Annotated in this window: 22 protein-coding genes; 15 read left to right on the top strand and 7 right to left on the bottom strand. The window is 65.5% G+C overall.

Annotation, left to right across the window (positions count from 1 at the left end):
- The first annotated feature begins 17 nt into the window (after positions 1-17).
- A complete protein-coding gene (locus JQ604_RS13310) occupies positions 18-419 on the top strand; it encodes a PTS sugar transporter subunit IIA (protein WP_212358024.1) in 402 nt (133 codons plus the stop codon).
- Positions 416-742, top strand: a complete 327-nt coding sequence (locus tag JQ604_RS13305) for an HPr family phosphocarrier protein (protein ID WP_212357858.1) — start codon at positions 416-418, stop codon at positions 740-742. The genes JQ604_RS13310 and JQ604_RS13305 overlap by 4 nt, the downstream gene beginning before the upstream one ends.
- Before the next feature lie 114 nt (positions 743-856).
- Here JQ604_RS13305 and JQ604_RS13300 read toward each other — a convergent pair whose 3' ends face one another.
- From JQ604_RS13300 to JQ604_RS13285, 4 genes are read right to left on the bottom strand one after another with little or no spacing between them, the layout of a single operon-like run.
- Entirely contained in the window at positions 857-1,654 is a 798-nt protein-coding gene (locus JQ604_RS13300) for an SDR family NAD(P)-dependent oxidoreductase (RefSeq protein ID WP_212357857.1), read from the bottom strand.
- A gap of 33 nt (positions 1,655-1,687) precedes the next feature.
- The gene (locus JQ604_RS13295; RefSeq protein WP_212357856.1) at positions 1,688-3,301 is read right to left on the bottom strand and encodes a glycosyltransferase family 39 protein; all 1,614 of its coding nucleotides are present in this window, start codon (positions 3,299-3,301) and stop codon (positions 1,688-1,690) included.
- A gap of 58 nt (positions 3,302-3,359) precedes the next feature.
- Positions 3,360-4,124, bottom strand: coding sequence for a M15 family metallopeptidase (locus JQ604_RS13290; RefSeq protein WP_212357855.1), 765 nt, complete (start codon positions 4,122-4,124; stop codon positions 3,360-3,362).
- Positions 4,124-5,482 (bottom strand): YARHG domain-containing protein, encoded by a 1,359-nt coding sequence (locus JQ604_RS13285; protein ID WP_212358023.1) that lies wholly within the window; start codon positions 5,480-5,482, stop codon positions 4,124-4,126. Before JQ604_RS13285 ends, JQ604_RS13290 begins: the two co-directional genes overlap by 1 nt.
- A gap of 158 nt (positions 5,483-5,640) precedes the next feature.
- Here JQ604_RS13285 and lepA point away from each other — a divergent pair, with 158 nt between their 5' ends.
- The 5 genes from lepA to JQ604_RS13260 all read left to right on the top strand — a co-directional run bounded on the left by lepA (position 5,641) and on the right by JQ604_RS13260 (position 13,317).
- Positions 5,641-7,452 (top strand): translation elongation factor 4, encoded by a 1,812-nt coding sequence (lepA, locus tag JQ604_RS13280; protein ID WP_212357854.1) that lies wholly within the window; start codon positions 5,641-5,643, stop codon positions 7,450-7,452.
- A gap of 511 nt (positions 7,453-7,963) precedes the next feature.
- Positions 7,964-8,293 (top strand): hypothetical protein, encoded by a 330-nt coding sequence (locus JQ604_RS13275; protein ID WP_212357853.1) that lies wholly within the window; start codon positions 7,964-7,966, stop codon positions 8,291-8,293.
- A gap of 150 nt (positions 8,294-8,443) precedes the next feature.
- On the top strand, positions 8,444-9,670 hold the full coding sequence (locus JQ604_RS13270) for an MFS transporter (RefSeq protein WP_212357852.1): 1,227 nt from the start codon (positions 8,444-8,446) through the stop codon (positions 9,668-9,670).
- 399 nt (positions 9,671-10,069) lie between these two features.
- The gene (locus tag JQ604_RS13265) at positions 10,070-11,239 is read left to right on the top strand and encodes an acyl-CoA dehydrogenase family protein (RefSeq protein ID WP_212357851.1); all 1,170 of its coding nucleotides are present in this window, start codon (positions 10,070-10,072) and stop codon (positions 11,237-11,239) included.
- A 110-nt stretch (positions 11,240-11,349) separates the two neighbouring features.
- The gene (locus JQ604_RS13260; RefSeq protein WP_212357850.1) at positions 11,350-13,317 is read left to right on the top strand and encodes a methyl-accepting chemotaxis protein; all 1,968 of its coding nucleotides are present in this window, start codon (positions 11,350-11,352) and stop codon (positions 13,315-13,317) included.
- Here JQ604_RS13260 and JQ604_RS13255 read toward each other — a convergent pair whose 3' ends face one another.
- The gene (locus JQ604_RS13255) at positions 13,318-14,433 is read right to left on the bottom strand and encodes a DUF2652 domain-containing protein (protein ID WP_212357849.1); all 1,116 of its coding nucleotides are present in this window, start codon (positions 14,431-14,433) and stop codon (positions 13,318-13,320) included. It abuts the gene before it with no gap.
- 168 nt (positions 14,434-14,601) lie between these two features.
- On the opposite strand from JQ604_RS13255, the gene JQ604_RS13250 reads away from it, so the two are divergent.
- Positions 14,602-15,021 carry a DUF1801 domain-containing protein gene (locus tag JQ604_RS13250; protein WP_212358022.1) on the top strand — a complete coding sequence of 140 codons (420 nt, stop codon included), beginning with the start codon at positions 14,602-14,604 and terminating at the stop codon, positions 15,019-15,021.
- A 116-nt stretch (positions 15,022-15,137) separates the two neighbouring features.
- Here JQ604_RS13250 and JQ604_RS13245 read toward each other — a convergent pair whose 3' ends face one another.
- Positions 15,138-15,530: a L,D-transpeptidase gene (locus tag JQ604_RS13245; protein WP_283817986.1), complete on the bottom strand. Its 393-nt coding sequence runs from the start codon at positions 15,528-15,530 to the stop codon at positions 15,138-15,140.
- A gap of 232 nt (positions 15,531-15,762) precedes the next feature.
- Between JQ604_RS13245 and mepA the strand changes: the two genes are divergently transcribed.
- The 6 genes from mepA to JQ604_RS13215 all read left to right on the top strand — a co-directional run bounded on the left by mepA (position 15,763) and on the right by JQ604_RS13215 (position 21,243).
- Positions 15,763-16,710, top strand: a complete 948-nt coding sequence (mepA, locus tag JQ604_RS13240; RefSeq protein ID WP_212357848.1) for a penicillin-insensitive murein endopeptidase — start codon at positions 15,763-15,765, stop codon at positions 16,708-16,710.
- 172 nt (positions 16,711-16,882) lie between these two features.
- Positions 16,883-17,389, top strand: a complete 507-nt coding sequence (locus JQ604_RS13235; RefSeq protein ID WP_212357847.1) for a hypothetical protein — start codon at positions 16,883-16,885, stop codon at positions 17,387-17,389.
- A 188-nt stretch (positions 17,390-17,577) separates the two neighbouring features.
- The gene (modA, locus tag JQ604_RS13230; RefSeq protein ID WP_212357846.1) at positions 17,578-18,363 is read left to right on the top strand and encodes a molybdate ABC transporter substrate-binding protein; all 786 of its coding nucleotides are present in this window, start codon (positions 17,578-17,580) and stop codon (positions 18,361-18,363) included.
- Positions 18,364-18,370: 7 nt separating this feature from the next.
- On the top strand, positions 18,371-19,066 hold the full coding sequence (gene modB / locus JQ604_RS13225) for a molybdate ABC transporter permease subunit (protein WP_212357845.1): 696 nt from the start codon (positions 18,371-18,373) through the stop codon (positions 19,064-19,066).
- A 2-nt stretch (positions 19,067-19,068) separates the two neighbouring features.
- Positions 19,069-19,740, top strand: coding sequence for a molybdenum ABC transporter ATP-binding protein (modC, locus tag JQ604_RS13220; RefSeq protein WP_212357844.1), 672 nt, complete (start codon positions 19,069-19,071; stop codon positions 19,738-19,740).
- A gap of 150 nt (positions 19,741-19,890) precedes the next feature.
- Positions 19,891-21,243: a hypothetical protein gene (locus tag JQ604_RS13215; RefSeq protein WP_212357843.1), complete on the top strand. Its 1,353-nt coding sequence runs from the start codon at positions 19,891-19,893 to the stop codon at positions 21,241-21,243.
- Between the two features lie 4 nt (positions 21,244-21,247).
- On the opposite strand, the gene JQ604_RS13210 is transcribed toward JQ604_RS13215, so the two are convergent.
- Positions 21,248-23,041, bottom strand: a complete 1,794-nt coding sequence (locus JQ604_RS13210; RefSeq protein ID WP_212357842.1) for a potassium/proton antiporter — start codon at positions 23,039-23,041, stop codon at positions 21,248-21,250.
- Positions 23,042-23,275: 234 nt separating this feature from the next.
- On the opposite strand from JQ604_RS13210, the gene JQ604_RS13205 reads away from it, so the two are divergent.
- Positions 23,276-24,592: a mechanosensitive ion channel family protein gene (locus tag JQ604_RS13205; protein ID WP_212357841.1), complete on the top strand. Its 1,317-nt coding sequence runs from the start codon at positions 23,276-23,278 to the stop codon at positions 24,590-24,592.
- The last annotated feature ends 134 nt before the right edge of the window (positions 24,593-24,726 follow it).

Below are 24,726 nucleotides of genomic sequence, written 5' to 3'. Positions count from 1 at the left end.
CCCGCGAGGAGTTTCCGATGATTGGTCTAGTGCTTGTGACCCATGGGCGCCTTGCCGACGAGTTCAAGGCGGCGCTTGAACATGTCATGGGTCCGCAGAAACAAATTGAAGCAATTACGATCGGAGCCGAGGACGACTCCGATCTGTGTCGCAGCGACATCATTGAAGCTGTGAACCGTGTCGATTCCGGCGAAGGGGTCGCCATTCTCACCGACATGTTCGGTGGAACGCCGTCCAATCTGGCGATCTCCTGCATGAGCCGGCCGAAGGTCGAAGTGCTCGCGGGCATCAATCTGCCCATGCTGGTCAAGCTCGCCAAGGTGCGCGAGGAGCGCTCGCTGCCCGACGCGATCGCGATGGCGCAGGAAGCCGGCCGCAAATACGTCACCATCGCCAGCCGCGTTCTCGCCGGCAAATGAGCGGCGAGACTCCGGCGAGCAATGAAGCCGCCCCCGGCGTGCCCGCCGGCGCAATCTCCCGCGAACTCCTGATCGTCAACAAGCGCGGCCTGCATGCGCGGGCCTCGGCAAAATTCGTCCAGATGGTCGAGCGCTTCAACGCCGAGATCTTCGTGACCCGCGGCGGCGAGACCGTCGGCGGCACCTCGATCATGGGCCTGATGATGCTGGCCGCCGGCCCCGGCACCACCATCACCGTGAGTGCCAGGGGCGAGGAAGCGGAAGCCGCGCTGGATGCGATCGCGCAGCTGGTCGCGGATAAATTCAACGAAGAAGGCGTGTAGCAGTCGCTGTTTGTAGGGTGGGCAAAGGCGCTCTTGCGCCGTGCCCACCATGTCCGGCGTGCTCGTGATGGTGGGCACGTCGCTTCGCTCCTTTGCCCACCCTACCGATCCAACTCAAAACGGATTCGTCACGATGCCGCCGTCGACGCGCAGCGCGGCGCCGTTGGTGGCGCTGGAGGCTTTTGAGCAGACGTAGCAGATCAGATTGGCGATCTCCTCCGGCGCGGCGTAGCGCTGCAGCAGCGAGGCCGGACGGCGCTCGGTGAACATGCGCGAGACCAGATCGTCGACCGAGGTGCCGGTGGCGCTGGCGCGTGCGGCGAGACGCGTCGGCGACATCTCGACCCAGGTCGGTCCCGGCATCACCGAATTCACCGTGACGTTGCTGCCCTTGGTGGTCTCGGCCGCGCCGCGCGCGATCACGAGCTGCGCCGACTTCGAGAAGCCGTAATGCACCATCTCCTTCGGGATATAGACGCCGGACTCGCTGGAGACGAACACGACGCGGCCCCAATCCTTCTCGTCCAGCATCCGCTTCAGATAATGCCGCGTCAGCCGCACGCCGCTCATGACGTTGACCTCGAACATTCTGAGCCAGTCAGCGTCCTCGATGTCGAAGAATCCTTTCGGCTCGTAGATGCCGAGATTGTTGACGAGGATGTCGACGTCGGGGAATTGCGCTGTCAGCGCGGCACAGCCGGCGGCATTGCCGAGATCGAACACGGCAGCGTGGACTTTGGCGGATGGTCTTGCGTGCCGGATTTTCGCGATTGCTTCATCGACAGCGGCAGCCACGCGTCCATTGACGATCACCTCGGCGCCCATTTCGGCGAGCCCCTTGGCCGCCGCAAGCCCGATGCCGCGCGTCGAGCCGGTGACGAGCGCGGTCTTGCCGCTGAGGTCGAGATCCATGCGTCCTCCAAATTCGCGTCGGTATCGGCGAGCTTATTTCGCGGGTGGAACGATGAATATCTTCCACACGATCGACGGCCCGGGATGGCCGCCGAAGAAGCGCTGCGTGGTCATCACGAGCTTCTCGGCGTCCCTGGCGTGCTCCGCCATCCAGGCCTCGCAGGGCTTCAGGAAATTCGGATCGGTGGTGTCGCAGATGCCGATGAAGCCGAGCCGCTTGGCTTCATCGAGCGAGGTCAGTCCCGACGACCACACCTCGCCCGGCGAGATCGCGGCGGGATGATCGGGACTGTAGAACGTCATCGGTGCGTCGATATCCATCCGCGCGGCGACCACGGCCCAGCGTGAATGGAAACGGTTGTGCCAGGCCTCCGTCAGCTCGCGCGCGAGCTCGGAGCGCGCGCCATAGGTCGAGGCATTGCTGATCCTGGACGCCATCTCCTGCGTCGCGATCGACGGCGCGGCGAACAACGTCACGACCGATATCAAAAGCCAGATCGCGGTGATGCGGAACAGCGCCATCCGCGTCACCCGCAGTTGGGGAATCGCGACCAGCGCCAGCGGCACCAGGAAGAACAGCGGAATGCCCCAGTCGGTCTTGATGTAGACCAGGAACGCCAGCGCGCCGAGCGGCGGGCCGATCGCGACGATGAACTGGATCAGCCAGACATTCAGCGCCTGCGAAACATTGACGCCGGTGTTCGGCCCACGCGACCAGATCCGCGCCAGCGCGACCTTTGGCCGGCGGGTCAGCGATCCCCACGCCAGCGCCAGCAATCCCAGCAACACCGGTGCCGCGAGCAGGCCGAGATTGTGGCCGATATAGCCGATCACGAGCTGCACATTCTCCGCCCGGCTCGACAGCGCGTAGACGTCGCCGGCATAGGTGAAGGGCAGGAAATCGACCTCCTCCAGCCAGACCAGATGCGGCACCATCGCGATGGCCATGGTGCCGATCGCCACCCACGGCGCCGGCGAGCGCAGGAACAGCAGACGCTGCGGATGGATCAGCGCGGCAAGCCCGATGGCGCCGATGAAGGTCAGCACCCAGTATTTGGTCATCAGCGCCAGCGCACCGGCAAAGCCGAGCCACAGCCCGGATTTGACGCTACGCTTGTCGAACGCGTTGAGATAGGCGAGCACCAAAAGCGGCAACGGGATCAGTTGCACCAGATCGGCGTTGTATTTGAAACCCTTGAAATTGAAGATCGGGTAGAGCGCGAGCATCACCAGCGCGAGGAAGGCGCGGCGGCGGTCGACCACGCGCAGGGCTGCGAACCATGTCGCCACCATCGCGAAGCTGACGGTCGCCATGGCCAGCGCATAGGTCGACCAGTTGGTGACCGGAAAGATCCTGAACCAGACCCCGGCGATCCAGCCCGAGAGCGGCGGATGCTTGCCATAGCCGAGCAGGAAGCGCTGGCCCCAGGCGTAGGCCTCGGCGACATCCATGTGAACGTCTTGCGCGGCCTTGAGGCGGACCAGGATCAGCGTCCACAGCACGGTGTGGACCAGCGCGAAGCCGACCACGAGCCATGGGCCGGTCTTGGGATCAGTGGCCCGCGAGGCCAGCCAGGCCGCCAGGCGGCGGACGGAAAGCCGGTGATTTGCGCGCGCCGCAGTGGGCAGCAGGGATGCAGTCGACATGGCCCGTGGGTAGCGCGTTTTTGGTCTCCGTGAAATCAGCTTGGCGTGAAGAGGCGCCTCATTTGCCGAGCAGTTCCGGACGATATTCGAAATGCATGGTGTCGTAGTGATACCATTTGCCGCCCCAGATGAATCCGTGCCGCTCGAAGATGTCGACGATCTGCTGCGGCATCCGGTTCTTGTAGGGGATGGTGTTGGCCTTTCCCGCCCACAGCCAGTAATCGGAGAATTTCAGGTTCAGATCGATCGCCGCGGCGTAGCCGTGCATGCTCATCCGACCAGTATCGGCGACGGGACGGCACGACAGCACACCCGCGATCGGGAATGCGGCGGCACGCAGCGCCGGATCGAGCGCGTCGATCTCCGCGGAAACCTGCTTCAGGCGCTCCGCGATGCCGTTGACGCGCGTCACCTGCACCGGCCTGCCCCACGAACGCGGCAGCCAGGTGATCGTGACGAGATTGCGCTTCACCTCGCCGGTCGTGCAGTCGCCATACATCTTCTTGAAGAACGCTTCGTTGCGGAAGCGTCCGGGGTCGGCATTCTCGGCGGGCGGCGCCGACGCGCCGACCGGATAAGGCAACCGCAACTGATCGAGAATGGACGCGGTGCGCAGCAACTGATCGAACGGCTTGTCGGCGATGCCATCGTCCACCGGCATGACGGTGCCGTCGCGCCAGGTGATGGTCTTGTCGTCATGGCCCGACAAGGCCTCAGGATAGGCGCGAACCAATCTGTCGAGCAGCTCGGCCTTGCCCTGCGCGTGCGCCTGCGCCGGCAGCAGCGCCAGGACGGCGACCGCAAAGGCCGACCATGGTTTCATCAGCGCGTCCCGGCCCGCTCGATCAACGCGACATTGGCCTGCTCGACCGCATTGAGCTTCGGATTCCAGGTGTTCGGCACATACCAGGAGAAGCGTCCGAAATGCGCCTTGAGGTCGGCGGATTCGAAATAGCGTCCCCTCCGCGCAAAAATCTCGTTGCGTGCGATGCGAAGATCATCCTTTGACAGCCGTTGCAGATCGCCCGCCGTGAGCATGCGGCGGTCGGAATCCGGGAAGATGAATCCGAGCGATGCCGTGCCGCCGCCGGACTCGAAGCGCTCGAGCAGGGCGACGTTTGCGCTCTCGACCGCGTTGAGCTGCGGATCCCAGGTGCGCGGCGTGTACCAGGCAAACCGGCTGAAACGCGCAGTCAGATCGGGTGCGTTGAAATAGCGCCCGCGGCGCGCAAAGATCTCGTTTCGCGCGATGCGCAGATCGTCCTTGCTGAGCGCGCCGAGATCACCCTCGGAAAGCAGACGACTGTCCGAGTCCGGGAAGATGAAATCCGACTGCGTGCGCGCGACCGGCGCCGCTGCCGGAGGTAACACTGGCGGCGACGGCAGCACGGTGGACGGCGGATCGGCGGTCGCGACCTGCCCGGGTGTGCCGCCCGAGAAATAGAACGAGCCGTCGATCGGCGAGGTCGAGACCCAGGGCTGCTGGGCGCTGCCGGTGGCGCGCTTCACCACCAGGCCGATCTGATTGAAGGTCTGCAGCACGTCGAGGCCGGGCTTCTGCATCGTCTCGACCAGCGCGCGCGTGTAGGGGCTGTGTCCGTCGTCGCCATCCAGCGCGACATTGCCCGGCTGGGTCGCATAGGACAGCAGCGTGCCCTCCGGCGCGCGGATCTGGGCCAGGCCGCCATCGGCGGCACGCAGCCCGCGGCCGCCGAACGGGTTATTCCGGCAGGCATCGAGGATCACGATGTTGAGCCGCGTGCCCGCGCCCTCCATCTGGCGCAACACCAGCGAGACATCGACCATCTGGAAATCGACATCGGCCTCTCGGACCGGATTGGCCGAGATCGGCACCAAATAGTTGGTTCCGCGGACCTGGATGCCGTGGCCGGCATAGTAGAACAGCGCGACATCGGCACCCATCAGCTGGCTGCCGAAGCGCTGGATGGCGCTGTCGAAACCCGCCTTGTCCAGTTCGACCTGGGCCTGCCCGCCGACCACGGCAAAGCCCAGCCGCTGCAGCGTCTCGGCGACCAGTTGCGCGTCGTTCCTGGGGTTCGCGAGCCGCGAGACGTTCTGATAGGCGGAGTTGCCGACCACCAGCGCCACGCGCTTCTCGGCCGCCGCCGGCGAGATCAGGAGCACCGCGAGCAAGCCCGCGACGAGTGTGGTCCAGCGCATCGTCATGTCAGCCCTTTGCTGCCTCCAGAACTAGCAGACGCCCGGTCGGAAATCGATCGCCCGGGACCGTTGAAAAACCTGACTGATTCGCTGCGATCCCCCTGCAAAATGCTGCAATATGGTTGCCGCTTGGGGGGCCGGATGCTATCCCGCGCCCCATGACAACTGCCCCGATTTCCAACATCCGCAACTTCTCCATCGTTGCCCATATCGACCACGGCAAATCGACCCTGGCCGACCGCCTGATCCAGATGACCGGCGGCCTGACCGATCGCGAGATGGCGGGCAAGGAGCAGGTGCTCGATTCCATGGATATCGAGCGCGAGCGCGGCATCACCATCAAGGCGCAGACCGTGCGCCTGAACTACCGCGCCAAGGACGGCAAGGATTACATCTTCAACCTGATGGACACGCCCGGCCACGTCGACTTCGCCTACGAGGTGTCGCGGTCGCTGGCGGCCTGCGAGGGTTCCCTGCTGGTGGTCGACGCCAGCCAGGGCGTCGAGGCGCAGACGCTCGCCAACGTCTACCAGGCGCTCGACAACAATCACGAGATCGTGCCGGTCCTCAACAAGGTCGACCTGCCCGCCGCCGAGCCCGACAAGGTCAAGCAGCAGATCGAGGACGTGATCGGCATCGACGCCTCCGACGCGGTGATGATCTCGGCCAAGACCGGCATCGGCGTGCCCGACGTGCTGGAGGCCATCGTCACCCGCCTGCCGCCGCCGAAGGGCGATCGCGACGCCACCTTGAAGGCGCTGCTGGTCGACAGCTGGTACGACGTCTATCTCGGCGTCGTCGTGCTGATTCGTGTCGTCGACGGCACCATGAAGAAGAACCAGCGCATCCGCATGATGGGCACGGGTGCGGCCTATGACGTCGAGCGCGTCGGCTTCTTCACGCCGAAGATGGAGCAGGTCGACGAGCTCGGCCCCGGCGAGATCGGTTTCATCACCGCGGCGATCAAGGAAGTCGCCGACACCCGCGTCGGCGACACCATCACCGATGACCGCAAGCCGATCAGCGAGATGCTGCCGGGCTTCAAGCCGGCGATCCCGGTGGTGTTCTGCGGCCTGTTCCCGGCCGACGCCAACGACTTCGAGACGCTGCGCGGGGCCATGGGCAAATTGCGCCTCAACGACGCCAGCTTCTCCTACGAGATGGAAACCTCGGCCGCGCTCGGCTTCGGCTTCCGCTGCGGCTTCCTCGGCCTGTTGCATCTGGAGATCATCCAGGAGCGGCTGTCGCGCGAGTTCGACCTCAATTTGATCGCGACCGCGCCGAGCGTGATCTACAAGATGCACCTGACCGACGGTACCGAGCTGTCGATCCACAATCCCGTCGACATGCCCGACGTGGTGAAGATCGCCGACATCGAGGAGCCGTGGATCGAAGCGACGATCCTCACCCCCGACGAATATCTCGGCAGCGTGCTGAAACTGTGCCAGGACCGCCGCGGCGCGCAGAAGGAGCTGACCTATGTCGGCTCGCGCGCGATGGTGAAATACGATCTGCCGCTCAACGAGGTCGTGTTCGATTTCTACGACCGTTTGAAATCGGTCTCGAAAGGCTACGCCTCGTTCGACTATCACCTCACCGACTACAAGGTGGCCGATCTCGTCAAGATGCAGATCCTGGTCAACAACGAGCCGGTCGACGCGCTGTCGATGCTGGTGCATCGCACCCGCGCCGAAGGTCGCGGCCGCGCCATGGTCGAGAAGATGAAGGAGCTGATCCCGCCGCACATGTTCCAGATCCCGATCCAGGCGGCGATCGGCGGCAAGGTGATCGCCCGCGAGACCGTCCGCGCGCTGCGCAAGGACGTCACCGCAAAATGCTACGGCGGCGACATCACGCGCAAACGCAAGCTTCTGGAGAAGCAGAAGGAAGGCAAGAAGAAGATGCGGCAGTTCGGCAAGGTCGACATCCCGCAGGAGGCTTTCATTGCCGCGCTGAAGGTGGATAGCTGAGGCGGACCGGCCTGACTTTTGGAGGCCGGATAACAAAATCTCGAAAACAACCCCATGCACAGTAGCCGGCGGCGCAAGCGCCGCACTTCGTATTTTGCGAATATTATTTGACGTGTCGGGCAAATCAGGTGCATAATGCCATCATCGCGGTTCGTGGGATGCAGGCCTGCGACATAGCCGCGGGCAATCGCATATGAGTGCGCGAGCCTGTCGGCTTGCTCAGTTCGCCTCTCCCGCTTGCGGGGGAGGCCGACGCGCATCGCAAGATGCGTGGCGGGTGGGGGTATTTCCACAGAGGGATTCCCAGTGCGGAGACACCCCCACCCCGCCCTCCCCCGCAAGCGGGAGAGGGAGACCATCGCCGGCGCCCACATCACTCGGATCCCATATGCGATTGCCCTGGGTGTAGCCGAGACACAGGTTTCCGTTCCGCAACACTTCGGAACGACTGTCTCGAATTCGCACCTCGATTTGAATCGCCACCGAGCAACGCGCCGACTATGTTGCGCTGATGTCGCGCATCTCATCTCTCTCGATCATCGTCATTCTCTCGCTGCTCCCCGCCGTGACCTCAGCCGCACCGGCGCACAAGCAGCGCTCCGCGCGCTGGCACGGCTACGGCTTCCTGCCCGGCTATCGCCAGCCGCCCAACAACACCGTGCCCGTGTTGGGCGCGCGCGGCGCAGCCCGCGGCGTGCCGGATTATTCGCCGCAATATTGGTATGGCGGAGACTGGCACTATTTCGGCCAGCCCGGCTTCTACCGCGGCCGCTACAATGGCGGCAGCTATGGCCCGTGCTGGACCTGGACGCCGATCGGGCGCGCGTGGCAGTGCGGGTAGACGCGCGTCGCTGCGACATCTTGCGCAAGCAACTCACGTTCAGCTGATCTTGGAATGAGAGGCATGTTGCCCGTCATATTGCCCATGGGCCGCGGATAGGCCACCATCTCCCCCGCGCGTACCAAAACAACAACAGCGCCGGGGAAACGCATGAGCAAGGCCACGCGGTTCGACTATGGCTGGGTGATCGTCGGCGCGGGTGCGCTGATGACCTGTGTCGGTTTTGGCACGATGCTGTCGCTCGCGGTATTCCTGCAGCCGATCTCGGAGGCGATGGGCTGGTCGCGCGCGGGTGTGTCGGCGGCGGCGACGCTGGATTTCCTGTTCATGGGGTTTGCGGCATTCCTCTGGGGCGCGCTGTCGGATCGCTTCGGTACCCGCATTGTCGTGCTCGCGGGCAGCCTGTTGCTCGGCCTCGGATTGGTGACTGCAAGTCAGGCGCAAAGCCTGTGGCAATTCCTGCTCTGCTTCGGCGTGCTGATCGGCATTGCCGCCGGCAGCTTCTATGCGCCGATGATGGCGCTGGCGAGCGCGTGGATCGACAAGCATCGCAGCCTCGCGGTGGCGCTGGTGTCGGCGGGCATGGGCGTGGCGCCGGTGACGATCGCGCCGACCGCGAGCTGGCTCATCACGGCCTATGACTGGCGCACCGCGATGGTCGTCATTGGGATCGCGGCATGGGCCCTGCTGATCCCCGCCTGCTTCCTGATCCGGCCTGCGCCGCAGCACGAAAGCGCCGCCGATGCGAACACCACCGCCGCGCCGGAGACGCAATGGACCGCGGCACAGGCGCTGCGCACGCCGCAATTCGTCGCGCTCGCCGGCGCGCATTTCGCCTGCTGCGCCGCGCATTCCGGGCCGATCTTCCACATGGTGTCCTATGCGATGGTCTGCGGCATCGCCCCGCTCACCGCTGTTACCGTCTACAGCGTCGCCGGCATGTCCGGGCTCGGCGGGCGATTGCTGCTCGGCACGCTCGCCGATCGTCTCGGCGCCAAGCCGGTGCTGGTCGGGGGGCTCTTCGTTCAGGCCATGTGCATCGCGACGTATCTCGCGGTGGCGCAGCTCGGCGAGTTCTACGCGCTGTCGGTCGTGTTCGGCCTCGCCTATGGCGGGGTGATGCCGCTCTATGCCGTGCTGGTGCGCGAGTTCTTCGGCGCAAGGATCATGGGCACGGTGTTCGGCGCGGTCTCGGCCTTCGCCAGCCTCGGCATGGCGCTCGGGCCGTGGGCCGGCGGGCTCGTCTATGACAACTTCCACGGCTACACATGGCTGCACGCCGGTTCCTTCGCCATCGGCCTCGCCGCCGTCGTGGTCGCGCTGAGCTTCCCGTCGAAACGACAGCCGTCGCTGGATCTTGGCCGCGCTGCAGCCTGAGGCTAGAGCATAATGAGATTAGGTTGAGTTGACGCCGCATCGGGAGTTCACCTCTCCCTTGGGAGAGGCATAGGCCGCCTTCGGCGGCCGTCTTCTAAGAGAACGCCGAAGCGAAGCTTCGGCTATGGCGTAGCGCCGGGTGAGGGGTTACGGTTTCTCGTTGGAGCAGCGCCCCCTCACCCGATTTGCTGCGCAAATCGACCTCTCCCCGCTGGGGAGAGGTGATCCGAATCCGCGGTCGCGCCGATTCAACCAAAATTCATCCCGCTCTAGTCGCGTGCGTACAGCGGATGGCTGCTCTGCCACCGTGGTATCCCACCTTGCCCTCTCCGGCCGGATGAGCCACCATCGCGCGGCCCGCTCAACCAAGCAGCAAACAACAAGGGCACGGGGATACGCATGAACAAGGCCACCGCTATCGACCTCGTCGAACGCGCGCGGGCGCTGGCGCCCTTGATCAGGCAGGAAGCCGATGCGATCGAGCGGTCGCGGCGCCTCACCGAACCGGTTGTCTCCGCGCTGGTCGAGAACGGATTGTACCGCGCGCTGCTGCCAAAGAGCCTCGGCGGGGCCGAGGTGCCGCTTGCCACGTTCATGCAGATGCAGGAGGAGATCGCCAAGGCCGACGCGTCGACCGCGTGGTGCCTCGGCCAGTGCAGCGTCTGCGCCGTCATTTCGGCCTATATCGATCACGATGCGGCCGACGAAATCTTCAACACCAGGCAGGGAATCCTGGCCTGGGGCGCGGTCAACCATGACGTCCGTGCCGAGCCGGGCGGCTACCGGGCGAATGCGCGCTGGGAGTTTGCCTCGGGTGTCCGCCAGGCAAGCTGGCTCGGCGCCCATGTGCGCATCACCGAGGCCGACGGCACGCCGCGCAGGAAAGCGGACGGCTCGCCCGAGATCCGCACCATCCTGTTCCCGCTCGCGAGCGCGACATTGTACGACGTCTGGGACGTGATCGGGCTGCGCGGCACCGGCACCGACTCCTATTCGGTCGACCATCTCTTCATCCCGGAAAAATTCGCCGCACTTCGCGATGAGCCTTCGGCGCTGCGCGAGAAGGGCCCGCTCTACAAGATCCCGACCAATGCGATCTACAGCATGGGCTTTGCCGCGACCTCGCTCGGCGTCGCGCGGGCGCAGTTCGATGCCGCACTCGAGCTGTCGCGCAAGAAGACGCCGCAGGGTCTTTCGGCGATGAAAGAGAACAGCGCCGTGCAGGGACTGATCGGGCTGACCGAAGCGAAATTGCGCCGCGCCCGCGCCTATCTGTTCGCCACCGCGGCGGAAGTCTTCGACGACCTCGCGCACGGCCCCTTCACGGAGGGCCATCGCGTGGCGCTGCGGCTCGCCGCGACCTCCACCATCCATCAGTCCACCGAGATCGTCGACACCGCCTATCACATGGCCGGCGCCACCGCGGTGTTCCGCGCCAATGGCTTCGAGCGCCGCCTGCGCGACATGCACGCGATCAACCAGCAGCTCCAGGCCCGCGACAGCCATTACGAGGACATGGGCAAGGCGATCCTGTCCGGCAATCTGGTGGGACCGCCGATGTCACGCTGACTCCCGGTTGCAGGCACCGGACGTTCAGGCACGGCCATGATGCAGCGCAATGTTAAGCATTTTCTGGGAGCTTCCGGACAACCTCATCTTTGGAATGCCCGGGTTCCCCCATGTTCAAGACCCCTTCGATCGCCGCCCGCCTGATCCTGGCGATTTCCCTCACCGTCGCGGTGGCCTGCGCCATCCTCGGCGGCTTCTCGATCAGCCAGCAGCGCGCATTGACGCGGCTCGCGCTCGATCAGCAGCTGAAGCTGCAATATGACAGCGTGACCGCGGCGATCGACTATGAGGGCCGCGCGGCACTGGCGGTCTCTTCGGTGATCGCGGCCCTGCCGCCGGTGGTCGATGCGGCCGGCAAGGGCGACCGCGACGCGCTCGGCAAGCTGCTCGGCGACGCCATGGAGGCGACGAAGGCGCAGGGCATTCCGCTGATCACCTTCTGGAAGGCTCCGGCCATTGCCATTTACCGCGTGCATGCGCCAAAGGTGTTCGACGATGACGCGTCCGCGCGCCGCTCCACCGTGGTGGAAGCGATCAAGACCGGAAAGTCGATCGTCGGCGTCGAGCCCGGCCGCGAGCAGTTGTCGATCTTCGGCATGACGCCGATCATGCGCGACGGCAAGACGGTGGCCAATGTCGACGTCGGCGCCGCCTTCGGCAAGGAATTCGTCGACCGCGCCAAGAAGCGCTTTGGCATCGACCTCGCGGTGCATTCGTTCGACGGCAAGGCCTTCAAGAAATTGTCGTCGACCTATGGCGACACCGCTGTGGTCAACGACGACGAGTTGAAGGGCGTGATCGGCGGCCAGGCCCTGCGCCGCGACACCGAGCTGAACGGCCGCCCGGCCGCGCTCTATGTCGGGCTGATCAGGAATTATGCGGGCCAGCCGGTCGGCGTGATCGAGATCATCAAGGACACCACCGAGTACGAGGCGGCCTCCGCCAGTGCGACGCGCAATCTGGTTCTCGCGACCGCAGCTATCCTGGCGATCGCCGTGTTGCTCGCCTTCCTGCTCGGACGCGGCCTGTCGCGGCCGCTGGCGGCGATCACCGCGGTGATGAACCGCCTCTCCAGCGGCGACACCTCCGTCACCATTCCCGGCAGCGATCGCCGCGACGAGCTCGGCACCATGGCCAAGGCGGTCGACGTGTTCCGCCTCAGCATGATCGAGACTTCCTCGCTGCGCGAGGCGCAGGAGGCCGACAAGGCCAAGGCCGAGGTCGAGAAGCAGGCGCTGCAGCGGCAGATGGCCGATCGCTTCGAGGCCGACGTCAAGGGCGTGGTCGCCGCGGTGTCGCGCGCCACCGGCGACATGCAGCGCGTCGCGGGCGAGATCACGACCAGCGTCAATGGCACCTCGGAGCGCACCTCGGCCGCCGCGGCAGCATCCGAGGAAGCGTCCGCCAGCGTCAACGCGGTGGCCGCGGCGACGGAGGAGCTCGCGTCCTCGATCACCGAGATCGGCCGTCAGGTCACCCATTCCAGCCAGGTCGCCGACAATGCCGTGGTCAAGGCCAGGGAGACCACTGATATCGTGACCGGCCTTGCCGCCTCCGCCGAGAAGATCGGCGAGGTGCTGCGCCTGATCAGCGCGATCGCAAGCCAGACCAATTTGCTGGCGCTGAACGCCACCATCGAGGCGGCGCGCGCCGGCGAGGCCGGCCGCGGCTTTGCCGTGGTGGCCGCCGAAGTGAAGGGGCTGGCCAGCCAGACCGCCAGGGCGACCGAGGAGATCGCCGGCCAGATCACCGCGATTCAATCCGCCACCGGCAATTGCGTCAGCGCGATCGGCGACATCAGCGGCACCATCCGCGAGATATCAGGCATTGCGGCGGCGATTGCCGCTGCGGTCGAACAGCAGGGCTCGGCGACGCGCGAGATCGCCCGCAGCGTCCAGCAGGCCTCCGCCGGCACCGGCGAGGTCTCCACCAACGTCGCCGGCGCCAGCCACGCCGCCGGTCAATCCCGCGAGCTGACCGGCAACGTGCTGGTCGCCTCCGGCCAGCTCGGCGAACAGGCCTCCGCACTGTCGCACAGCGTCGATACGTTCCTCGCGGGCCTGCGCGGCGCGGCGTAGCTACAGCGCCGCCGGGCTCGCGGCAAGATCATCGGCCACGAGCTTGAGCAGCGCCACCTTCGAAGCGCGGCGTTCACGCTCCAGTCTGCCTCGCACCATCGGCATCATCATCCGCGCGATCGCCTGCGCCACCGGTTTGGCACTCTCCGGCCGCGCGCAGCGCAGCGTCAGGCGGGTGCCGCCATTGTCGAGCGGCGTGAACTCCGCGGTCTCGCGCACCACCGTGCCGAGCGGCGTGTGGATGTGATAGGTGACGTAATCGAACGGCCGCCAGTCGACGATGTCGTGCAGGATCGTCTCCTTGCCATGGGCGCAGTGCTGGATGGAGCCAAGTCCGACCCGGCCGCGTGACAGCCCCGTCATCGATATCGTGTCGATGCCCTGCTGCCATTGTGCCTTGCGTGCGACATCGGTGACATAGGTCCAGGCCACCGCCGGCGGCACCGGCAGCTCGCATTCGACGATCTCCAGCGACTGCGGCTCGCTCGCGTCGACCACGATGCGCCGCGCGCCGCGCCAGGCCGCGAACACCGGTGCGAGGTCGTAGACGAAGCAGACGGTGTCGCCGAACTCCTCGCTCGGCTCGACATGACGGATGGTGCCAGCAAAGAAGTCCGGCAGCCCGATCGCATCCGCCGCCTGCTCGGTGACCAGCGCATAGGCCTTGATGCCGGTGGTCTTCGTCACGGAATTCTTCATCAGCCGATGCAGGCGGATCACCTCCGGCCCTTGCAGCTCGCTGCGTCCGGCCAGCGTCTGCGTGGCGTAGATGCCGTGATGCAGGAAGAATTTGAGATCGAGCTGCCCCATGTTGCGGCAGGCATTGCAGGTGCAGGTGGTGTTGAGCCGCATCGTCGCCAGCGTGTGGGCGAAGCTGCAATAGATCCGTTCGATCGCGTCGAGCGGGAATTGCGGCTGCGGCAGGTTCACATCGGGCAGATAGGCCAGCGCCGCATCGCCCTGCAGATTGGACAGCACGATCGGCGCCTTGATCTCGGCAAAGATGCTCTTGAACAGCGCATCCAGCACGCCCTGCGCATGCTCGAGCTCCGAGCTGGTCAGGAACATGGTGTAGCCGGTGATGTCGGCGATCAGCAGAAAGCCCTTACTCGCCACGGCCAAAGCCTCTTCGATTGACGCAGGCCAAGCTACGGCCAGATTAGCAGATAGTTGCGACCATGGCAGCAGGCGTCAGTGGCTTTCGTCGGATCGCCGGCTATCCTGGTCTGGCAAAGGACGGAAGGGGTGACCGTGGCCAAGTCAGCAAATCCATCGACCGTCAGAGTGCGCAAATCGCGTCCGGGCATTGGCGATCGGGAAGCCCTGTTCGATGCCTACCCTGCCCCGATCAAAGCAAAGCTGCTGGCGCTGCGGCGGCTGATCTTCGCGACCGCCAGGGCCACCCCGGGCGTCGGCGCGCTGGAAGAGACCCTGAAATGGGGACAGCCGAGCTATCTGACCGCCGAGACCGGCAGCGGCAGCACCATCCGGATCGATCAGGTCAAGCCGGCCGCGGATCAATGCGCGGTCTATTTCCACTGCCAGACCAATCTGGTCGAGACGTTTCGCGAGCTCTATCCGGAGCTCAGCTACAGCGGCAACCGCGCCATCCTGCTGGACGCGAAGCAGAAGCTGCCGGAGCCCGCGCTGCGCCACTGCGTGGCGCTGGCGCTGACCTATCATCGGAGAAGGAAGGCGAAGTAGCGCAGAGATTCGTAGGGTGGGCAAAGGAGCGCAAGCGACGTGCCCACCATTCGCGGCGTGCTCGTGAAGGTGGGCACGCTGACGCTTTGCCCACCCTACAAATTTCGAGCCCACGCTCAGTTCGTGATCTCGATCCGGGTGCTGCCGCGCTGACGCTCGACCAGTGCGTAGAGCGCCGCGGCATGCGACGGATGCAGACGCACGCAGCCATGCGAGGCCGGACCGCCAAGGCGCGCGAGATCATTGGTGCCGTGGATGGCAAAGCCGCCATAGAAGAAGATCGAGTGCGGCATCGGCGAGTTGTAATACTTCTTCGAGTACCAGCGCCGCGCCATCATCTGCGGATGGAAGACGCCGTTCGGCGTGCCGTAGCCGCGGCGGCCGGTCGAGACCGGCCAGCTGTAGCGCATCGCGCCATCGACGCTGACGGCCATGCGCTGCAAAGATTTGTCGATGTGAACGAGGACGCCTGCCTCGGCCCGCGAGACAGCCAGAATGGAAAGCAACATCGCGGCGGCAAATGCCGACCGTACGCCAAATACGCCAAACATAATTAATTACGCCTGCCTGAAATTTTATTGGCGCCATGATGTCGCCTCACACCGCCTCTTGTAAAGACGCGGCCGCTCGCCGGCTGGTGGTAATCTTAATCCAGGCTGTGGGCGATCAAGCAATTGCGATTGATGCGCGGCTCGCGATCGGCCGATTCATGCTAGATTTTTCCGCAGACAGAGTGATCCGATGACGCCCCGCCTGCTTCTGATCCCCCTCCTGCTATCCGTCCTCGTCGCTAGTGCCACTTCGGCGCTCGCGCAGGACAAGGGCTCGGTCAATCCAAAACCGCTGCCGCCGCTCGCCAATCCCAACGATCCCAAGCTCGGCGCGAAGGAATTGTTCGCACGAAAGGTGCTGCCGGCGGCGATGCCGACGCAATCGATCGGCTCCTACGTCAAGGGCTGCCTCGCCGGCGCCGCGCAGATGCCGCTCAATGGCGACACCTGGCAGGTCATGCGGCTGTCACGCAATCGCTACTGGGGCCATCCCGAGATGATCGCGCTGTTGAAGCGGCTCGCCGCCAAGGCGCACAAGGATGCCGGCTGGCCCGGCATTCTCGTCGGCGACATCGGCCAGCCGCGCGGCGGGCCCGCATTGAGCGGCCATGCCAGCCATCAGATCGGGCTCGATGCGGATATCTGGCTGACGCCGATGCCGAACCGCATGTACTCGCGCGAGGAGCGCGAGGAAACTTCGGCCGTGATGATGGTGCGCGACGATCGACTCGACGTCGATCCGAAAGTGTTCACGCCGGGTCATGTGCTGGTGCTGCGCGATGCCGCGCAGGAGCCGGCCGTGCAGCGCATCTTCGTCAATCCCGCGATCAAGAAGGCGTTGTGCCGCGAGGCCAAGGGCGATCGCAGCTGGCTGTCCAAGATCAGGCCGTGGTGGGGCCACGATTATCACTTCCACATCCGCATGCGCTGTCCGGCCGGCAGCCCGCATTGCGAGGGTCAGAAATCGCAATCCGAGGACGAGGGCTGCAAGCCGGCCGACCTCGCTTTCTGGTTCAAGGATTCGGTGCTGCATCCCAAACCGCCACCGACTCCGCCGAAGCCACGCCCGCCAATGACGCTGGCGCAACTGCCGGCCGAGTGCAAAGCCGTGCTGAAGGCGCCGGACGCCAAGCCGTAACATCTGCGTCAACCGCCTTTTCCGCTGCCATCGACCTGGGCTATCCTCGGACTTCGCCGCGCCGTAAGCGCGTTCGAACCTGCTGATCAGGGTCCCTGATCCTTCCACCCGCTCGTTTGTCGATGTGGACCGCGCTCACGCGCGGGATGATCACCTATGAAGGACTCTTGAGATGCGCACATCGCTCGTCACCGTACTGCTGTTGCTCGGGACCGTGCCCGCCTTCGCGGCGGAAGAGCCGAGCGGCTGCGACAAGTTCAAATGGCCGATCGACCGCGAACGCGCCGCGCTCACCGCGCCGGATCGCGCCAAGCTCGCCTCAGGCAGCGAGCAGGCCGGTGTGCCCTCGACCGGCATCACGCTGGCGCTGGTGCCTCCCGGCGATGCCAAGCTGCCGTCACCGCCGGAGCGCGCGCCGAAGGAAGGCACGTTCGCCGGCTTCACCAGCTTCAAGGCGGCGCCGAAGGCTGGCCTTTATACTGTCAGCCTGTCGGCCGGCGGCTGGGTCGATCTGGTACAGGACGGCCATTTCCTCAAGCCCAAGGCGTTCAGCGGCGCCACCGATTGTGACGGGATCCGCAAGACCATGAAATATGAGCTGTCGGCGAGCCCGTTCGTGCTCCAGGTCAGCGGCACCAGGGAGAATGCGGTCTCGATCGCGATCCTGCCGACCGACTAGGAAGTAGACAAACAGCCGCCTTTACCCCGTCCACCAGCCTGATATTGTTCGGCAATCGCGATCTCCCCGACGACCGTAAGTCCTGCGGGGAGCAGCGGAACAGCGCTTCCGTCCGTCGCATTCCTGACCCATTCAACGCCTGGCTTGCGCGCGCCTGTCCGCGCGCGAGCCCGCACGGAGCGCTTTCCATGTCTCGTATCGCCGGACTTCTCACCGCTTTCGTCATCCTCGCGGGCGCGATGCATTCGCCTGCCGCCGCCGAGGACAAGATGCTCACCGTTTTCGCCGCCGCCTCGATGAAGAACGCGCTCGACGAGATCGACGCGGCGTACACCGCCAAGACCGGAGTCAAGATCACTGCCAGCTACGCCGCCAGCTCGGCCCTGGCGAAGCAGATCGAGCAGGGCGCGCCGGCCGACGTGTTCGTTTCGGCGGACACCGACTGGATGGACTATGCGATCAAACAGAAGACCATCAACGAGCCGACGCGGGTCAATCTGCTCGGCAATTCGATCGTGCTGATCGCGCCGAAGGACTCCAAGGTCGACAATGTCACGATCGCCAACGGCTTCGATCTCGCCAAGCTCGCCGGCGACGGCAAGATCGCAACCGGTGACGTCAAGTCCGTGCCGGTCGGCAAATACGCCAAGGCGGCGCTGGAGAAGCTCGGCGCATGGCAGGCGGCCGAGCCGAAGTTTGCGATGGCGGAAAGCGTGCGCGCCGCGCTGACGCTGGTGGCGCGCGGTGAGGCCGCGCTCGGCATCGTCTATTCGACCGACGCCAAGATCGAGCCAGGCGTCAAGATCGTCGGCACCTTCCCGCCGGAATCGCATCCCGCGATCATTTATCCCGTCGCAGCGACGACGACGGCGAAGCCGGAGACGACGGAGTATCTCGCCTTCCTGCGCTCGACGGCGGCGAAGACCATCCTCGAGAAATACGGCTTCAAGTTCCTGGTCAGCCCGACGACCTGATCCAAGCGTGTTCGAGATCTCGCCGACCGAATGGACGGCGATCCTGCTCTCGCTCAGGGTCGCCGTCATCGCAACGCTGGTGGCGACCCCGTTCGGGATCGCGCTCGCCTGGGCGCTGGCGCGTCATGAGTTCTGGGGCAAGTCGGTGCTCGATGCAGCGGTCCACCTGCCGCTGGTGCTGCCGCCTGTCGTCACCGGTTATCTCTTGCTGCTGACCTTCGGCAAGAAGGGTCTGGTCGGCGGCTTCCTTGCCGACTATCTCGGCATCGTCTTCGCGTTCCGCTGGACCGGTGCCGCGCTCGCCTGTGGCATCATGTCGTTTCCATTGCTGGTGCGGCCGATCCGGCTCTCGATCGAGGCGATCGACCGCCGGCTGGAGCAGGCGGCGGAAACGCTCGGCGCTGCACCGTGGCGCGTGTTCTTCACGGTGACATTGCCGCTGGCACTGCCCGGCGTGCTCGCCGGCATGGTGCTCGGCTTCGCCAAGGCGATCGGCGAGTTCGGCGCGACCATCACCTTCGTCTCCAACATTCCCGGCGAGACCCAGACGATTTCGTCGGCGATCTATTCGCTGATCCAGACGCCGGATGGCGACAGTGCGGCGATGCGGCTCGTGATCATCTCCATCGTCATCGCGATGGCCGCGCTGATTGCCTCCGAATGGTTCGCACGCCGCGCCACCCAACGCCTGCACGGAAACTGACCATGCTGCGCGTCGACATCACCAAGCAACTCGGCGAATTCAAGCTCTCCGCAGCCTTCGCCAGCGAGGGCCGCGTCACCGGCCTGTTCGGCGCCTCCGGCTCCGGCAAGACCTCGCTGATCAACATGATCGCGGGCCTGCTGCGGCCCGACCGCGGCAGCATCGTGATCGATGGCGACACGCTGGAAGACACTGCGGATGGCATCCACGTGCCGACCTGGCGCCGCCGCATCGGCTATGTGTTCCAGGATGCGCGGCTGTTCCCGCATCTCAACGTCGCGCAGAATCTCGACTATGGCCGGCGGATGAACGGCCTCGCCGCCGACCCCGCACAGCACAAGCGGATCATCGATCTGCTCGACATCGGCGGCTTGCTCGACCGCCGTCCCGGCAAACTTTCCGGCGGCGAGCGGCAGCGCGTCGCGCTCGGTCGCGCGCTGCTGGCAAAGCCTCGGCTGTTGCTGCTCGACGAGCCCTTGGGCGCGCTCGACGAGGGACGCAAGCTCGAGATCCTGCCCTATCTGGTGCGACTGCGCGACGAGGCCGGCGTGCCCATGGTCTATGTCAGCCATGACGCCGCCGAGCTGCGCCAGCTCGCCACCCAGATCGTGATGCTCCGCGACGGTCAGGTCACCGCCTTTGGTGGCGTCAAGGTGCTGACGAGCGGCGCTTAAGATCCCTTTCTTTTGAGCATGACCTTATCGGAAAACCGCCTCACACTTTTCCGGGTCATGCTCGAATTCGCGTTTCTCCCCGTATCGGCCTAAGATGGTCCAGCTTTTTGGCTAATCCCCTGCCGGGGTGCCGGATTGGGCGAGGGACGCGTGCGATTTAGTGGTTGGATATTACTGCTCGTCGGATTTTTGCTGTGTGTTTCCATCGCCTGGGCCGCGCTCGGCTTCCTGTTGATGGGCGTCGGTCTCATTGCGCTGCAGGTCGGTGAGCAGAAGCGCCGGCGCATGAAGCTCGCGTTGGCGGCCGCCGAGACGCCCGACATGTCCGTCGACGGCGCCCCGCCGCCGCGCAAGCCGCGGCGCGCCAATTGGGATCGTCCGCCCTACGACAAGGCGCGCTGGCAGGAGCTGGTCGATAGCGATCCCGATCTCGCGCAGCTCGCCTCGGTGCTCGCCGATTACGGCCCGCAATATGTCGACGAACTCGCCACCAGCTATATGGCCGCGCCCGACAAGGCCCGTCTGGGCGGGATCGTCGACACCATCATCGCCCGGGCACGCGGCGAGGCGCTGCGATCGCCACCGTCTTCGCCGCCGCCCCCGTCGTTCGACCCGCCGCCGGTCGTCCCCCAGCGCGAGCGGACAGCGGAGATCGCCGCCGCACCGCGAGCCGAGAAGCCTGCCCGGTTGCCGCCGCCCGTGCCCCCGGAAGCACCGCCCACCGATCTCGAAGCATCCCTGTTCGCGGCGGTGGCCGAGGCCTCCGCCCAAGCCAATGCCGCGCGTGCCGAACCGCCGCTGACGCCACCACCACCGAGCCGACCGCCGTTCGGCCGACGCGAGCCCGACCTCAGAAGCGTGGCCAGGGAGCCCAGGCCCGAGCGCGCTCCCCCGCCCGTGCCGCCTGGCGCGCCCGCCGGTCTCGAGGCGTCGCTGGCCGCGGCCATCGAGGAAGGCATCAAGCAACCGGGCCGGCGTGAGCCGGACTTCAAGGCGGCGGCCAGGAGCGCCCCGGCCAAGGCACCGCCGCCCGCGTTCACGCCGCCGCCACTGCCCGATCGCGAGCCGAACGAGCTCGAGGCCGCGCTGATCGCGGCCATTGCGGAAGCTGCCGCCAGGGCGGACGCCGAACATGCGGAGGCACCGCAATCCGTGCCACAGCCTGTCGTGGCCAAGCGGCCGATCGAAGCGCCGAAGCCCACCAGGGATGTGAAGCTCACGCCACCCCCTCCGCCGCCGCCAGCACCGCCCGCTCCGCCACCAGCGGCAGCCGCACCGCCACCGCCACCTCCGGCGGCGCCGATCGACGATCTCGACGAATCGCTGCTCGCGGCGCTTGCCGATATCTCCGGACAGCCGAAGACCAATCGGGCTGACACGCCGAAGCCTCCGACCACGCCGCCCGCACCGAAGCAAGCGGCGGCGAGCCCGCCGGCCGATGACGATCTGTCCGAGATGATCAAGCGGTTCGCGCCGGATTCGAACTTCCTGAGCAAGAAGTAGCGCGTCAGACGCCCGCCACCGACACCCAGATGTCGGCGAGCTTGCGCCTGAAGGCCTGCATGCGCGTTTGCGGCACCACCACTTCTTCGTCCTCAGGCAGGCGGAGGCCGATCACGCTGACGCGGCCGCCGCTGATGTTGCGCGCCACCAGCACGATCGAGTCGAGCCCGAGCTCAGCGCCTTCCTTCGGCGCGCGGTCGAGGTTGATGTCGAAATAATCCGCAAGCGTCAGCTTGGCCTGATGCTCGTCGACCTGAACGCCATAGATTTCGGCGAGCTCACCGAGCGTGTGCTCGCCCGACACCATGAAATCGCCGAGCAGATGCGGATCGGGCGCGGACGACGGCGCCATGTCGACGAAGAAGCGGTCGAGCGCCTCGGCGCGCTCCGGCGGCGCCAGCAAGTAGATGTAATCGCCGGGCGCGACCGGGTCGGCCTCGGTCGGCGTCAGGATCTGCTCGTTGCGGATCACCAGCGTCGGCTTCGACCAGGACGGGATCAGGCCACGTCGGAAATACAGGCTCTTGGAGCGCACGGGATAGCCGACCAGCTGCTGCTCGAGCTGGCCGGGCAAGTCCAGCTCGACACGCCGCGGGCCGCGCTCGGCGCGCGGCAGCGCCACGTGCAGCCGCCGCGCCGCCGGCGCCAGGGTCCAGCCCTGCAGCAGCAGCGAGATGATGACGACGACGAAGGCGACGTCGAAATAGAGATAGGCCTTCGACAGCCCGACCAGCATCGGGATCGAGGCGAGGAAGATCGCGACCGCGCCGCGCAGGCCGGTCCAGGCGATGAAGATCTTTTCGCGCCAGTTGAACTTGAACGGCGCAAGGCAAACCACGACCGCCAGCGGCCGCGCCACCAGCATCAACGCAAACGCGACGAGGACGGCGCCACCGACGCTCGACAACAGCCGATGCGGCGAGACCAGCAGCCCGAGCAGCACGAACATCACGATCTGCGCCAGCCAAGTCGCAGCGTCGAGGAACGTCACGACCGAATTATGCGCACGGGTCGGCCGGTTGCCTATGATGATGCCGGCCAGATACACCGCGAGGAAGCCCGAGCCATGCACCATCTGCGCACCACCGAAGATGACCAGCGCAGCCGTGGTGACGAACGGCGCATGCAGGCCCTGCGGCAGCGCCACATAGTTCAGCGCCAGGACCACCAGCCGCCCGCCGATCACACCGATGATCGCGCCGAGCATGGCCTCGCGCAAAAACTCCAGCGCGATATGCGAAGCCGAGCTCTGGCCGACCGAGATGAACTCGACCAGCATCAAGGTGAGGAAGATCGCGAAGGGATCGTTGGTGCCGGACTCCGCCTCCAGCGTCGCGCCGACGCGGGGGCGCAGGCGCAGGCCCTGGGTGTGCACCAGCAGGAACACCGCGGCCGCATCGGTCGATGCGACCACGGCGCCGACCAGGAGCGACTCCGTCCAGTTCAGGTCGAGGACATATTTCGCCACCGGCGCGGTGACCAGCGCGGTCAGCAGCACGCCGATGGTCGCCAGCACCATCGACGGCGCCAGCACCGCGCGGATGCTGGTAAAGCGCGTCTTCAATCCGCCGTCGAACAGGATCAGCGCCAGCGCCACCGAGCCGACCAGATAGGTGGTGCGGACGTCGTCGAAGGCGATCTGGCCGGGGCCGGAATCGCCGGCCAGCATGCCGACGATCAAGAACACCAGCAGCAAGGGCGCGCCGAAGCGCAGCGCCAGCAGGCTCGACAGGATGCCCGCCATCACCAGTACCGCGCCGAGCAGGATCGCTATGCTGACCGAGTCGAGGGAAGCCATGTCAAGGGAAGCCGTGCGCCGCTCAAGGAATGTCAAATACTTGCAATTGCATCCTTATCGTCGCCACACTGGGACGCCAACCCATTTTCTGCGGAAGCGGCAAAGTGCCCGGATTTGCGCCGCTACTTCGCGTCGCGACTGTGGTGTATCGATGGTCCCGCCACCGCCTTTGTGGGATTCTGCCGCCCATTCGAATCACATTTGCCTGACCACGCCCGAGTTGAGATTTTGCCGATGGACATGAGCCTGAAGGACATTCTGGAAGCCATCCAGACCACCGCGCGGTCGTTTGGCGCCGAGCTCACCTCGCCCTGGTTCTATCTGCAGTTCGGCATCATCCTCGCCGGCGCCGGCCTCGCCTACGCATCCGACGCCGCGATCCGCGCCCGCATCGACCTCGGCTCGCTGGCAATGCGCTTCCCGCTGCCGCTGCGGCACTTCGTGCGCGTGATGGTGTTCAGCGCCTCGACCGCGGTATTTGCGATCCTGATGGTGATCTCGCGGATCGCCATGTACCACATGACCTGGCCGAGCCGCAGCTATCTGCTCGCGGTCTCCGCCAAGCTCGCGCTGGCCTGGCTGGTGATCCGCCTCGTCACGTCGGTGATCCGCAACGCCTTCATCGTCAAGCTGGTGTCGGTCACGGCCTGGCTGGTCGCGGCGCTGAGCATCATCGGCCAGCTCGATTGGGCCGCCGAGACGCTGGATGCGTATTCGATTGACGTCAGCGGCCTGCGCCTGACGCCGCTGCTGCTGATCAAGGCCGGTGCGCTGATCATCGTCGCGCTGTGGCTGACCAACATCGCCAGCAATTTCGCCGAGAGCCAGATCAACCGCGCGACCGACCTGACGCCTTCGGTGCAGGTGCTCTTGGTCAAGATCATCCGCATCGGCTCGATGGTGGTCGCGATCACGATTGCGCTCGGCGCGGTCGGCATCAACCTCTCGGCGCTTGCGGTGTTCACCGGCGCGGCGGGCGTCGGCATCGGCCTCGGCCTGCAGAAGATCGTCGCCAATTTCATCTCGGGCATCATCCTGCTTGCCGACAAATCGGTGAAGCCCGGCGACCTCGTCACCATCGGCGACAGCCAGGGCAAGATCAGCGCGATGAAGACGCGCTACATCTCGGTCGCCGCCGGCGACGGCCGCGAGTTCCTGATTCCGAACGAGGATCTGGTGACGCAGAAGGTGGTCAACTGGACCTACACCGACAAGAACACGCTGGTGAAGATCCCGTTCGCCACCAACTACGATGCCGACCCGCGGCTGGTCTGCAAGCTCGCGATCGACACCGCATCTGCCCACCCGCGCGCCACCAAGGGCAAGCCGCCGAACGCGATCCTGACCGAGTTCGCCGAGGCCGGGATGAAGTTCTCGCTGACCTTCTGGATCGCCGACCCTGATGGCATGGACAATGTGAAGAGCGAGGTGATGCTGGCGCTGTGGGAGGCTTTCAAGCGCGAGGGTATCCGCGTTCCCTACCCGGTCCGGGAACTCAGGATCCGCGGCGGCGCCCTGCCGGTGGAGACCGTGGTCGAGGTATCCAGCTAGCGTTCGTTCGGAAACGCCACGGGAATTCAACCGTTTAGGCATTATGCCTATGTCCAACCTTCGCTTGCGCCAGCCGCCCCGATCATTAAATTAGGCTCTCAAATCAACTCTTTGCCGCCGAAACGACCCCGCCC

Origin of the sequence: Bradyrhizobium jicamae, from assembly GCF_018130695.1 — a bacterium.
Lineage (GTDB): Bacteria > Pseudomonadota > Alphaproteobacteria > Rhizobiales > Xanthobacteraceae > Bradyrhizobium > Bradyrhizobium jicamae_B.
The sequence above is the reverse complement of the archived record's forward strand: the minus strand, read 5'-3'. Positions and strand labels throughout refer to the sequence as shown.